This window comes from Pseudomonas sp. WS 5146 (assembly GCF_012985495.1).
In the GTDB taxonomy this organism is placed as follows: domain Bacteria; phylum Pseudomonadota; class Gammaproteobacteria; order Pseudomonadales; family Pseudomonadaceae; genus Aquipseudomonas; species Aquipseudomonas edaphica.
Window position 1 is genome coordinate 449720 of the sequence record NZ_JAAQWL010000003.1, and the last position, 11941, is coordinate 461660.

The following is an 11941-nucleotide window of genomic DNA, read 5'->3' on the forward strand; positions in this document are numbered from 1 at the left end:
CAAGGAACAACATGATCACCCTTCGTAAAGCGACAACGGCCGATATCGATACGCTGCGCGAGGTTGGTTGCCAGACCTATCGCGAGCATTTTTCGACATTATGGTCGCCTGCCGGTATGCACGGTTTTCTTGAGCAGGATTTTTCATCCAGTGCGCTGCGCCAGTCACTCGAGTTGCCAGGCAAGCATGCGTGGTTCACTGCTTTCGATGAACAAGGCAACGCCGTCGGGTTTGCCAAAGTGAATTGGGCAGTGCCGGCGCCGTTAACCGCTGAAGTGGGCGCGGAGCTGCAGAAAATCTACCTGCTCAAATCCGCCGCCGGCAGGGGTTACGGCAAACAACTGTTGCAGTGTGTTCGCGATGAAGTGGCGCAACGTGGTGAGCATTTACTGTGGCTGGACGTGCTCAAAACCAACGTCAGTGCACAGGGCTTTTATGAGGCATTCGGGTTTCGGCGCATGGGCGAAATCCCCTTCAGCACGGACCTTGCCGACATAGGGATGGTCGTCATGGGACTTCAATTGAAACAGCAGGCGCAGTGCTAAATGGCCGAACTGATAGAGGGGCTCGACGGGCCCAGAACCGCACAACAAGAACTGTTTTACGACCTTGACGATGCACGCGCAGTTATCGGCTGGTCGGTGGTGGAGCTGACGGCGATGGCCGCGAACGGCCGAACACCCGATGAAGCGGTGGCGCTAATGAAAATGTGTGCATTGCTGGCTGCGCAGCAGGAAAAGCTTGGCGTGTACGCCGAAGAGGTGAAGGCACAGCGTATTGTCCGCGCTGGGGCCTAGCGAGTAATAAAAAAAGGAATATATACATGCCGTTTTCATTGGAAGAAAGAACCGCTTTGCTCGCTCTCAAGGGCGTAGGTCCCACCGTGATTACACGGCTGGAGCAGTTGGGCATTGACTCATTGGAAGTGCTTGGAAAGTCCGACGTGGGTGACATTCTCGCGCAAGCATCGGCAGCAGTCGGGTCGACCTGCTGGAAGAACAGCCCCCAAGCGCGGGCGGCCATTACTGCAGCTGTGGCGCTCGCGCAAAAAGCCTGACAAGAAGGTCTAAACCACTGCCGGAATCCTGCACGTTGGTTAATGGCCGTTACCCATCACTTAAAGGCGAACACCGTTACTGTGGCGAGCAGGCTTGCCCTGCGTTGGGCTGCGAAGCAGCCCCAGCTCCCTCTAACTGACACATCACGTCGCCTGAATTGGCTTGCACCGGGCCAAGCCCGCTCACCACAAGGCCACTCAATCAATCGATAATCGCATCGCGACCTTCCGCCTTCAAACGGGCAAGGTTGTCCTTCATCTGCTGCAACCGCTCAGGCGCATGCCCCTGCCACTTCGTCACCTCAGCCACCACCCGTAGCGGCTCCAACGAGCGATAGGACAGCGTCGGGTTACCGGCAAATTTCTTATCCGTCACGTTGGGGTCATCCAAGATTGGCCCGGTGGCCTCTACCACGTAAATCCGTTCTGGACCGTCACCCAACGCCAGCTCAGCGCCCCAAATCGCAGCGTCCAACGTGCCCGCGAAATACACCCAGGACAGTGGCTTGCCCGTTGTGAAGTTGGAGGGGTAGCCGACGCGGACGGTGTCGCCTGGCTCCAGGTCAGCCCGGGTGCCGTGGAAGAACTGGCGGGTGAATACGCCGGCAGTAGTGGACATGGCTGGGTGCTCCTTGGAGGAAGGGAGTTGGGGGGTAATAACACAAAAAATGGATGAAATGGAGAAGCCAAAACAGTGATGGCACTGTAGCATCACTGCTTTTCTTTTGAGGCCCCCGCGTGAACAAGAAATTTCTATATTGCACTGGCGCGTTCATTCCGTTGGCCGCTGTCGTTTATGCCTTCCCCCTTTACGTCCGTGTTGACCCGTCGATTAAATTCTGGCTTTTCCTTGGGGTTCTGGCGCTCATCGTGATGATCATGCACGTGGCTGCGCACCTTGGCGCACTCGCTGATAACAAAGCGTTTCTGGAGGCAATAAATCGCCTTCCCACCGTGCGCATCACCCATCGACTGACTCGGGAAAACCTGATCAAGAAAATGCAGGCTGGCGTATTGATGCCCTACCCGGCAAAGCGCGGGCGCCTGCCAGAATGGTTCGCCCATTGGATGGATGGCAAACACCCCGCCACCTGGGTATCCATTGGCAAACCTGAAGACGTCAGCCCTGCTCTGCTGGGGTCCGTTCGTCAAAAAGAATGGCCCATGGCAATTTCGTTCCATGTGCCAAGTACAGACATCGTGATGCCACCTGGTTTTCTGAAACACCTGTATGGCTGCTACCAACAGCGGCTGCTCAATACGGTGAAGATCCCACACAACGCCGATCTGTATAAACGCGTCGGGAAAAATTGGCAGTTGCTGAGCCTTCAGGAACGCCAAGCACTGTACGCTCCGGTTGCTATGGCGGTGGCGGCTTAACAAAAGAAAGGGATGGATTCATGTCACTGAACATAGGTCCGCCCCTTCTCTCGGCAGCAGAGCATCAGCGCTGGTCGATTTCGATTTTTTGAGTTGGATCGGGGCTGTACTTTTGGCGTTTTAATTGCGGGTCGCCTTTGGCCAGGCAAAAGAAGAATATCTCCGCCTCCCCGCAGCCGCCGTGCAAGGCGCATTCGCTTGACTGCATGTGGTCTAGAAGAATTTCACGGCCTTGAGACTCACAAAACTGATTCGCTTCTTTCAGCGCCTGGCCTTTCGCCGAGGCCGGCCCACCAAGGGGAACTCGCGTTGAGATGGTGTAGGTGTCAGGCCCCACTTTTATAGGACCGCTGTCGGCGCAGGCTGCGAGCATCGCCGTGACTAAAACCATTAGCCAGATTTTCATTGTTATCCCCCAGGAAAGGCATGAGGGTACATGGCAGCTCGCCAGCTCGCCTTATAATTCTACTTTCTGAACGTCGCTAACGCTGCTCTGCTTGGTCTCGGACGTATCCCACAAACTAACGAGGTTGAGCCATAGGAAGTGACTTTGTTAGGATTTGCCGTCGCAGTAATTACTGTGACCGGGCGTCGCAACCTGAATTATCTGAGTATTGCCCTTTGGAGCATCACTCTTGAAAACACCCACACCTGGCAACGACCATTCGACTAACGCGTTTAAAGTGAGGACAGAGTTAAGCACGGAAGATGCGCTAGTGAATGCAAGTGAAATTTTGGCTTCGGCATCGGTTATGGCGAATGAACAAGCGTTCGGATCAACTGGATCTCGGCGCCTTCAAATATTTGGGTTGGCACAATTGATTGAGAACGCGCAACTGCTCGTGGATGATGCGCTGGATAAATTGAGTCCAACAGCCGCTGAGCATTGACCGCCTAAAAATTGAACATGGGGAAGACCACCTTTTTAACATTCAGAAATTGTGGTCTGGCCCATTTAGTCAGAGAAATCGAGTTAGTACATTCGAGCCGTTTGCTTGGCCACTCCACCGATAGGCAACCAAGAAGGTTTGCCGGCCATGGGTGAGATCGTAAAACCTAAAAACTACGTGCTACATTCCCTCCGCTGTCCCTCATAAAGAAACAGGAATTCTAGATATGGAAATGGTCATGACCATAGGTACTGGGGATGTATATAAATTCGATTTGGCCGTGGAGAAGATTTCAGATGTCGAAATAATTATTGCTGCGGCCGAGACAGAAGACGAACTGGGGTGCGTGCTACGCTTCCATCTGATGCTAGAAAGCCTCCTATCATTTTACCTTGATGAAAAATGCCAGGGCGAAGTGGGCAAATACGCTAAGCCCCCGCGAGATTTCGGCCAGAAGTTGGGCATGGCTGCTGCGTTCGGAATTCCAATGCAAATAGCAGCAGTGATCCATCAAGTAAATAATATGCGGAACAAACTCGCCCATGGTCATAGTCCGGGGCTAGACAAAGGGGATGTGAAGCAACTCGCGAGACTTGTAAATTTAATGTCCGCCATCGACCCCGAATTCACGCCCTTGGAGAAACGCTACATCGAACTCCCGGTGAAACGTCCCGGCGAAAGGATAACCTTTGGCAAGGAAGGACCACGAACCGACTTCTTAATGGCATGCACTGCATTTTGGGGCACCGCACTAAATGCACTCACTCAAGAAACGGCGCTGAATAAGCTACGACTCCTCATCGAAGCTGAGAAAGGCTCCGCGAAACAGCCTTAAGACTTACCAGTCAGCCCATTTATTGCATGGGATTGCAGAAACAATCCAAAATCACAAGCAATAAAAAACCCCGTAGACGTTAATCTACGGGGCTTTAAGAGTGGAGGCCGAGGCCGAGGCCGAAGTCGGAATCGAACCGGCGTAGGCGGATTTGCAATCCACAATTAAAACTCTAAAAATCAATTAGTTAAATAAATTACTTTTCCGCATTTGTGATGTATTTAAACGGCCGGAGACCTTTGTTTGCGCGACGTTGATTTTTCATTGCGGAACTGTTTTTCGCTCCAATCTTGGCTGATCAGCATCGCCGCCGTCGCTTCACCCACTCCCTGAGCTGGCCCTCGACACAACGGCAAGACAGGCAGCTATCGGCCCAAAACATTCCTTCACGAAGAGCAGGAATTGGCTGATTCCTGCTGCCTGCAACCGACACAAGACCGAGCGCATGGGGCTATTTTTTGGGCGCCATAGATCACTCCCCCCATATTTCTTTGAGAAAATCAGGTCCTTGCGTTTTCTTAATTTACCGGTGGCTTCCTTAGGCCAACCGAGTCGCCGGCCTATTCAATGGCTACAAGGCATCTAGATCGATCGGGGCGAAAGCGACAGGCAGTTGCACCTTCACAGCGTCCCGTTGTGCCAGGGGTATCAACATGCCCATGCTCTGATCGAAAGAGTCCAATATGCGCGGCATAGCGGTCAACGGTTGGTCCAAGGGCTCAAAAAAATTATCCCAATGGATCGGGATCACGATTTTAGCGCCCGTCTGGACAACCGCCTCTTGCCAATATTGCGCGACAAACTCCGGGGTTTGTTTACCTAACGTTCCGATGCCAAGGAACACCACATCTGCCCTGACATCCTTGAACTTGCCTGGACTGTAATTACCACTGGCGATCACCAGAAGACGACGGCTGCCATGAGTAATCAGGTACGAGAAGTTTTCGCCAACTTTGAAATCCTCCTGCCGGGCAGGAGTGTGCAGCGGATGATCGATGAAGCCTGGTGAGGTGGGATGTGGTGAATGCGGGGTCTCGAAGGCTTTGATTTGAAATTGACCAAACGAAAAAGAATCTCCGTCTTTGATTACCTTGATACGCTCAGGAGGTAATCCGGCACCCATAACGGCGTTGGCAGTCGATGCTGTACCCAATACCGTAGCGCCTGTTTTGAGAGCAACCAAGCCACTGTCCAGGACATGGTCGTAATGCGAATGCGCGACGAATATCGCTGCAAGCTTGGAAATGCCAGCGCTGCGCAAACTTGCATCAATGCGCTGCTCATTAGGCTGTATAGCCGTCAGTAGCACCGAATAAATACTTGGCCGTGAGAAAAAACCGTCCTCCATGATCGCAGTCTCCCCATCATCGAAGCTCAATGTGCCAGCGCCCAGAAAACGCACCGTCAAGTCCGGAGATCCTTGACCGACTTGCGGTCTTAGCGAAGCAAAGGGTTGAACCGAGGGTGATGAGAATTTCCATGCCCCCCAGAGCGTCCCTGCCAACACTGCCATAACAAATGCACAGCCCAACACTTTTTTGCTACGACTCACGCTACATCTCCTGATATTGATATTGAAATGGATAGGCATCGCTGCCCTCCATAGCCGGATCTAGTTTTTTATCTAAGCTGCCCGCCTCATATAAGACGAGACGCATTAAGCTACGCTGTAAGCGCCCGCTAAGTAAGCGTTTGCCAATCACACTTTGCGATGACGCCAAGACTGTGTCTATATTAAACGGATCGTTTCCCCACGTCTCATATTCGTAATCCAGTCCAGATTGCCAGGTCGGCAGAGTCAGCCCAAGAATATCAATTTCCCTGGTTACTACCCGGCGCTGGTGTCCATGTTTGCAGTAGCGCTACAGCGCTGCCCAGAATTTCAGGCTGTCATCGATTGCTTTGCTGATGGCCGAACCTTCGGGCTCGAGGTCGCACTGGGCGCTCATCCAGGCATGCAAAATATTCATCACCAATTCACACCAAAACCGGCTGTATATCTAGCACTGTCCAAGTTGCTATTATCGGATTTACCCGCGACTACCGCGTGTTCATATTTCAGATTTAAGGAAGCCCATTCCGTGACACTGTAACGCAAGCCTAGCTCAGAGTCATAAGCATAATATGCTATATCGCTGAGTGGCCTTCCCAGCTCACCCGATGTAAAAAATTCAAACTTTTTTTTCCAACCAGATATCGTTTGAAGTCCCAGCGGGCAGATGTGAAGTAAAACGTACTACTGCTACCGTCTGAGTACCCGAAACGCATACGATTCAACAGCGCTACGATGGTAAGCTTGCCTAATTGATCGTCCCAGAATTGGTAACCGGGACCGGTGCCAATTTTTCGCCTGGTTATTAGGTCTTCGAACTGATCCTTTTTGTAATTGAAGCCTCCTTCCCAAAGCCAGTTATCGGTTAGGAAACGATCCACGGAGTACTCGGCACTCCAGTTTGCCGTACTTGCAACCTCTGCGTCATCTTCGCGGACGTGAGCAGTCGCGCTATGCCGCCAAGAGCCACTGACAAAACTTGTTTGTGCCGCAAGTTCAACATTTTCACTCTCTGCCTTAGCCTTTTCGGCATGAACCGCAAGGTCAATGTTCCCCTTCCAAATTGCAGCCGTGAGGTTGGGTTGGGGCTTCATAATCTGGTCGATATTGTTAAGGTCGACAAGACTCAAACCAACGCCCACACCAACTCGCACGTTGCCTTGCGGACCGGTTTGAATCGATTCAACAGTTCCTTGCAACTGGCCCACTTGCTTTACCATGAGCGGCTGTTTGCTTTCCAAAGTTTGAATCTGGTCCTTACTGATCGTTATATCGCCTCCGTAATTCGTACTCAGAACAAGATTTGCGCCCTCCATCAAAATGATGTCTCCGCTAACACGGTCACCATTTTTCAGCATTACATTGTCCGCAGATGCGCACAGTGAAAGAACGCTCACGTAGACAGAGCACGACAATATCACCGCTGTTAATCGCATGACGAACCCACCGGGCTTGAGAAACCTGCCATATGTCACAATTACCGTGTTTTACATTATGAAGAACCGCCCTCCGTTCGCTTTGCAGCGTGAAGTCAGCATCGCAATCTCAATGCCGTCGTTAGCCGCGAGATCTGAGTTTCTAAATAGAGCTATTTAGCTTGACCGATTCGAAATCATACAGGACTGCTGCGCATCACTTATTTACTTGACAGTTGACGCTCATACCAGCATTAAAGAAAACAAGCTATTTTATCCATAGCTTGTTTCGCTTCAGGTATCGGAAGGATTGGCCACACGTGAATCATTCCTCTCCCGATATGCAACTGAACCTCACCTCCAAGCGCCAACGTTTTCTCACAGAAATTAATTGCATCGTGGTGAATAATGTCGCGGGTGCCAGCGAAAATAAGGATCGGAGGTAGATTTTCTGGATCTCCGTTAATCGGACTTACGTAGTTGTGGTCCGTACCAAGATCTCCCGCATACATCATGCCGGCCGCTCTTAAACCTCTCGCGGAGAGCATTGGATCTGACTTCTCGGTTTTTGAAATTAACTCGTTACTCAACGTGACATCCATCCAAGGGCAGATCAATACTAGCTTAGTAGGTTGCACATATCCGATATCTGTTAACGCGAAGCAGAGGGCAACTGCAAGGCCGCCGCCAGCTGAGTCGCCCATTACATTCATTGCGTGACATCGAGCGTTAAAACAAGCAAGCTTATATATAGACAACATGCGAAAAATAACGGTTTTACATTTAGTCTCTGGTGCAAGGGGATAAAGCGGCACTATGATAATATAGCCATATCTTTCGACTAACGTTTGAAGAAAGCGCCAGTGCAGAAACGTAATAGGCCAAACGTAAGCTCCACCATGAAGATAGAAAATATGTTTGGAGCTTGCTTGGTCATCTTTAGGGGCTAGCCTGTAGACTTCGATACCATCAACCATTTGGAGTTCGATGGAGATTTTCTTTTGCATTTTAATAGTTGGTCTTGCAGGGCCCTGCTCTCGTGATTTCCGAAAACTCTTCAGCACTCTATCCAAGGAGCCATAAACTGATTTTCGCCTGACCAGCAAAAGATATGCTATAAGTGCGCGACTTCTAAAACTAGATTTTTGAGGATTAGTTAGCGAGCCCACAATATATTCCAGTATAAATATTATTAAAAATTAAAATAAGTAATCGTTCAAACCAGCGTTGGTCAACCGGTCTAAGCAGTATTCGTTATTGCGAAACGACTCAACATTGGCGAATGGTACATCGCGGAACACTGCCGCCCACTCTCCAATGCCTGCTATTACCGCTTTTCATCGCACTATAGCGAGCTGGCCATCAGATGATTGGCCACCGCTCGATAGGCGGGCAAGGTAGTCGGATCGAAGTTCGAACTGCTAGCCAAGGGGTGCGAGGCATAACGCACAATGACCATTTTCGCCTTGGGGTCGATATACATGCTTTGTCCGTGGAGCCCACGTGCCGAGTAGACGCCATGAGTGTCGTGGGACACCCACCACATGTTGCGATAACTCCAGTTTGGCAGCAGCTCATAGCCTGCCTTGGCGAAGTCTTGCTGGCTGGCGCCCCCACGAATATTCGCGATCACGCTCTTGGGCACTATCTGCTGGCCATTAAACTTGCCGTCCAGGCGCATCATCTCGCCGAAACGGGCCAAGTCGCGCAACGAGGTGTTGAAACCGCCACCGGTAAACGCGGTACCCACCTCATCGACGATCAAGTAGGCGTCCTGCTCGGCCCCCAGCTTGCTCCAGATGCGCTCTTGTAGATTGACTGCGATGGGTTTGCCCGTCGCGCGCTGGATCACCCAGGACAAAACGTCGGTATTGACCGTCTTGTAAGCAAAGGCCTGACCGTGCTCGCCCTCTTTGCGCAGTTTCATCAGGTATTCGGTCACCGCGGTTGCGCCGACGTATCCCTCCGGTCGCGATGTCATATGGGCGGCTCGTAAGTACTCCCAGATTTCCGCTTTGGGGTCGGCGTAGTCTTCCGAGTAGCGAACACCGACTGTCATATCCATTACTTGGCGTACCGTGGCATCGCCAAATGCACTGTCCCTCAACTCCAGAACGTAGTGGCTGACCTTCGCCTGTGGGTCGATACTACCTTCCTCGACCAGCATCGCCGCCAAGGTGCCGATAAAAGATTTGGTGACCGACATGGCAATGTGCTGGCCCTGATCAGTCAACGCGCCGAAGTAGCGTTCATAGACCACTTGCCCGCGGTGCAGTACCAGGATCCCATCGGTGTAGTTGGCCTTCAGTGACTGTTCCCAGGTCATAGTGCGGTCGCTGCCCAGTAGGGTGAAGACCAGGGCGTCGATGTCTCCGCGTTCGGCGCGAGGTAACGGGCTGGCTGCTCCCTTTCCACGCGCGACCTGCACGCTTGGCAACAGCTCGCGCAGATGCGAGAACGACCAGCGCGTCTGGGGGAACTGCAGGATGTTGCTGAATCGCACGACCTTTTCCGGCACCGGCGGTGAACCTTGCATCCAGCCTATGACCTGCGGATCGCTGGCGTCGGCGCTGAGGAACTGCGGCTGGACGTCAGACTGGGCTATAGCGCTGCCCGGCAAGGTTTGCAGAGCGTCTATTTTCACTTGCATTTTAGTCTCCTTCGCACGCTTGATTACTCGGATTGCGTCGCAATCGGGTGGCCAGCAGGCCTTTTCTGTTCACGGCAACCAATTAGACCTAAGGCCGCAAGATCACACGGAGCTCTGTACTCAATTGCAGGTCGTGAATGCCTTTGAAGATCTTCGAGAAGGTCTCACCCTTTTTAAAGTTGAGCCGGCCGTCATCGTTTCAGGGCATCGAAACGCAAACGCACAGGTTGCCAGCCAAGCGCAAACTCTGGCGAATTTTCTGGGAGTGAGGTACAACCGTCCAATGCAAATATGAAGAGCGATTGATGCATTGAGCGACTTAATTGACTTGAAGCGAATTCGTCACCTGGTCTTGCTTGGAGAGGAACTGCACTTCTCCCGGGCCGCGGAGCGAGCCCATCTTTCGCAGACGGCGTTCAGCCGTAGCATCCAATCGCTGGAAAAAGACCTAAAGGTGCGCCTGTTTGATCGGGACACCCGCTCAGTGACGCTGACATGCGCTGGTCACCAGCTCATTGCTCGGGCGCGCGAGATGCTGGCGTGCGCCGACAAGTTGGTCGCGGAGGCCAGCGACATCGCCGGGGGGCAGGGAGGTGAACTCAACTTCGGCGTCGGCATGATGACCGCCAACACCACCCTTCCCAACGTGCTGCTGGCCTTGCGCAAGAGCGCGCCCAAGCTGGTGGTGACCCCTGAAGTCAATTACTGGCATCACTTGGCCAACCAACTGGCACAGGAAGACATCGAGTTTGTCGTAGCGAGCGTGCGGGTCGAGCAGGGGGTAGACCCACGCTTTGACGTTCGGAGTTTGCCGCCACAACCGGCCTCTATCTTCTGTCGCCACGAGCACCCACTGGCTCGACAGGCCGAGCCGGTGACGCATCAGCAACTACTCGCCTACCCGTGGGCTGCTGTGACCACGGACGACGTGCACGCCCGGGCGCTATTCGGAATGCCCTCGACGACACTACTGCCGTGGAAGTTGGTATGCAATGAGCTGAACTGCCTGCGTCAGGCCACGCTGACTAGCGACGCGCTACTGCTCACTTGGCAATCTTGGCTAGCGCCTGATTTGGAGAGTGGCGTGCTGATCGATCTAATCGAAAAAATCCAGCCTGCGATCCCCATACATTTGCGCTCTATCCCGGAAACCATCGTGTTTCATGCCGGCCGTACGTTGTCACCCATCGCCAGAAAAACCATCGCACTGATTATCGACGAGGCAGAAAAACGCCTGCCTGTCGTAACTCAGTCAGCGGCCATCTCGGACTAACTTCAGACTACGGTCGAGCTCCATCTGAGCAAACGAAGCGCTGGTCAGCATGAGAACCGAACTTTCTCTCTTTCCCCTCCGTTGTATGCAGGGCTGACTGACAAAGCAAACCCTTGCTTTGACGTTCGCCGAAACAAGGAAAAGCCACGGGACTATTATGCCGGTGAAACCGTATGGAACGCGGTATACGCGGAAGCGGTACAGGAGTTCAAGAACGGGATGGATCTGGCCTACCTGACCGGCCAACGTCCCGCCGATGTGCTCAAGATTGCAGCCACCGACTTGAACAATGGCTTTTTGCTGATTGGCCAGGGCAAGACCGAAAAACGCCTCCATCTTCGTTTGGAGGATGCCGGAATCCAATCCGGCCTGAGTAGCTTTATCGACGACCTGCAAGAACGCAGAGCCGTCAATGGAATCCGAACGTCAACCTTGATATCAAACGCGTCTGGACTTCGGATGAGCCAGCAGATGCTACGTATGACCGCTTCCGGCCGTTGTGGGCGCTTAGGCTCCTTAGTCTCAAGCACAATCCCACGTCCAATCGAGGAGAGGCATAACGATAACGGCGTCTTGAATTTCCCGAAAAAAGGCAGTGTTGCGGAAGTGATCCGAAAAATTGCGAAAGCGATGAGCAAATCTCAGACAATAAAAAACCCCGTAGACGTTAATCTACGGGGTTTTCAAGAGTGGAGGCCGAGGTCGGAATCGAACCGGCGTAGGCGGATTTGCAATCCGCTGCATAACCATTTTGCTACTCGGCCTCAAACGATCAACGCCCTGACTGCTGACATTCACCGCATAAAAACTTGAGTGGGCTGTAAAACCCTGTCTCTACTCTAACTCATTGAATGCATTGAAGTTTTAAATGCTTCGTTGCGTTCGATGG

Annotated in this window: 13 protein-coding genes, 1 tRNA gene and 2 pseudogenes; 7 read left to right on the top strand and 9 right to left on the bottom strand. The window is 52.4% G+C overall.

The genetic code is table 11. The features are described from left to right. Positions 1-11: 11 nt before the first annotated feature. The 3 genes from HBO41_RS10875 to HBO41_RS10885 are packed head-to-tail and all read left to right on the top strand — an operon-like array spanning position 12 to position 1057. A complete protein-coding gene (locus HBO41_RS10875) occupies positions 12-545 on the top strand; it encodes a GNAT family N-acetyltransferase (protein WP_169986192.1) in 534 nt (177 codons plus the stop codon). Then, positions 546-797 carry a hypothetical protein gene (locus HBO41_RS10880; RefSeq protein WP_169986194.1) on the top strand — a complete coding sequence of 84 codons (252 nt, stop codon included), beginning with the start codon at positions 546-548 and terminating at the stop codon, positions 795-797. A gap of 26 nt (positions 798-823) precedes the next feature. After that, complete coding sequence (locus HBO41_RS10885; RefSeq protein WP_169986196.1) at positions 824-1057, top strand: helix-hairpin-helix domain-containing protein; 234 nt, start codon at positions 824-826, stop codon at positions 1055-1057. 202 nt (positions 1058-1259) lie between these two features. Here the strand turns inward: HBO41_RS10885 and arr are convergent, their stop codons facing one another. Continuing rightward, positions 1260-1676 (bottom strand): NAD(+)--rifampin ADP-ribosyltransferase, encoded by a 417-nt coding sequence (gene arr, locus HBO41_RS10890; protein WP_169986198.1) that lies wholly within the window; start codon positions 1674-1676, stop codon positions 1260-1262. A 119-nt stretch (positions 1677-1795) separates the two neighbouring features. Between arr and HBO41_RS10895 the strand changes: the two genes are divergently transcribed. Further along, entirely contained in the window at positions 1796-2437 is a 642-nt protein-coding gene (locus HBO41_RS10895) for a hypothetical protein (protein ID WP_169986200.1), read from the top strand. Between the two features lie 64 nt (positions 2438-2501). Here HBO41_RS10895 and HBO41_RS10900 read toward each other — a convergent pair whose 3' ends face one another. Then, entirely contained in the window at positions 2502-2843 is a 342-nt protein-coding gene (locus HBO41_RS10900; RefSeq protein WP_232626434.1) for a hypothetical protein, read from the bottom strand. Between the two features lie 229 nt (positions 2844-3072). Between HBO41_RS10900 and HBO41_RS10905 the strand changes: the two genes are divergently transcribed. Both HBO41_RS10905 and HBO41_RS10910 read left to right on the top strand, forming a co-directional pair. Further along, complete coding sequence (locus tag HBO41_RS10905) at positions 3073-3327, top strand: DUF6124 family protein (RefSeq protein WP_017138889.1); 255 nt, start codon at positions 3073-3075, stop codon at positions 3325-3327. Positions 3328-3553: 226 nt separating this feature from the next. Further along, positions 3554-4162 (top strand): AhpC/TSA family protein, encoded by a 609-nt coding sequence (locus HBO41_RS10910; RefSeq protein ID WP_017138890.1) that lies wholly within the window; start codon positions 3554-3556, stop codon positions 4160-4162. A gap of 571 nt (positions 4163-4733) precedes the next feature. Here the strand turns inward: HBO41_RS10910 and HBO41_RS10915 are convergent. The 5 genes and pseudogenes from HBO41_RS10915 to HBO41_RS10935 form a co-directional block, all read right to left on the bottom strand. Beyond that, entirely contained in the window at positions 4734-5714 is a 981-nt protein-coding gene (locus HBO41_RS10915) for an MBL fold metallo-hydrolase (RefSeq protein ID WP_236447893.1), read from the bottom strand. Between the two features lie 417 nt (positions 5715-6131). Beyond that, a pseudogene (locus tag HBO41_RS10920) lies at positions 6132-7150 on the bottom strand (DUF481 domain-containing protein). A 233-nt stretch (positions 7151-7383) separates the two neighbouring features. After that, on the bottom strand, positions 7384-8298 hold the full coding sequence (locus HBO41_RS10925) for an alpha/beta hydrolase (RefSeq protein ID WP_346342939.1): 915 nt from the start codon (positions 8296-8298) through the stop codon (positions 7384-7386). A 176-nt stretch (positions 8299-8474) separates the two neighbouring features. Beyond that, on the bottom strand, positions 8475-9779 hold the full coding sequence (locus tag HBO41_RS10930) for a serine hydrolase (RefSeq protein ID WP_017138894.1): 1305 nt from the start codon (positions 9777-9779) through the stop codon (positions 8475-8477). Positions 9780-9900: 121 nt separating this feature from the next. Beyond that, positions 9901-9978: pseudogene (locus HBO41_RS10935) on the bottom strand (hypothetical protein); the annotation flags it as partial. Positions 9979-10089: 111 nt separating this feature from the next. Between HBO41_RS10935 and HBO41_RS10940 the strand changes: the two are divergent. Further along, positions 10090-11052, top strand: a complete 963-nt coding sequence (locus HBO41_RS10940) for a LysR family transcriptional regulator (RefSeq protein ID WP_017138895.1) — start codon at positions 10090-10092, stop codon at positions 11050-11052. On the opposite strand, the gene HBO41_RS10945 is transcribed toward HBO41_RS10940, so the two are convergent. Together HBO41_RS10945 and HBO41_RS10950 are read right to left on the bottom strand one after the other, a co-directional pair. After that, the gene (locus HBO41_RS10945; RefSeq protein ID WP_169986202.1) at positions 11032-11448 is read right to left on the bottom strand and encodes a hypothetical protein; all 417 of its coding nucleotides are present in this window, start codon (positions 11446-11448) and stop codon (positions 11032-11034) included. The two genes, HBO41_RS10940 and HBO41_RS10945, sit on opposite strands and share 21 nt — an antisense overlap. 294 nt (positions 11449-11742) lie before the next feature. After that, a tRNA-Cys gene (locus HBO41_RS10950) sits at positions 11743-11816 on the bottom strand. Between the last annotated feature and the right edge of the window lie 125 nt (positions 11817-11941).

Excerpts from the sequence above, each read along its gene's own strand:
- HBO41_RS10875 (WP_169986192.1), top strand. The coding sequence starts at position 12 with ATGATCACCCTTCGTAAAGCGACAACGGCCGATATCGATACGCTGCGC.
- HBO41_RS10880 (WP_169986194.1), top strand. The coding sequence starts at position 546 with ATGGCCGAACTGATAGAGGGGCTCGACGGGCCCAGAACCGCACAACAA.
- HBO41_RS10885 (WP_169986196.1), top strand. The coding sequence starts at position 824 with ATGCCGTTTTCATTGGAAGAAAGAACCGCTTTGCTCGCTCTCAAGGGC.
- arr (WP_169986198.1), bottom strand. The coding sequence starts at position 1,676 with ATGTCCACTACTGCCGGCGTATTCACCCGCCAGTTCTTCCACGGCACC.
- HBO41_RS10900 (WP_232626434.1), bottom strand. The coding sequence starts at position 2,843 with ATGAAAATCTGGCTAATGGTTTTAGTCACGGCGATGCTCGCAGCCTGC.
- HBO41_RS10910 (WP_017138890.1), top strand. The coding sequence starts at position 3,554 with ATGGAAATGGTCATGACCATAGGTACTGGGGATGTATATAAATTCGAT.
- HBO41_RS10930 (WP_017138894.1), bottom strand. The coding sequence starts at position 9,779 with ATGCAAGTGAAAATAGACGCTCTGCAAACCTTGCCGGGCAGCGCTATA.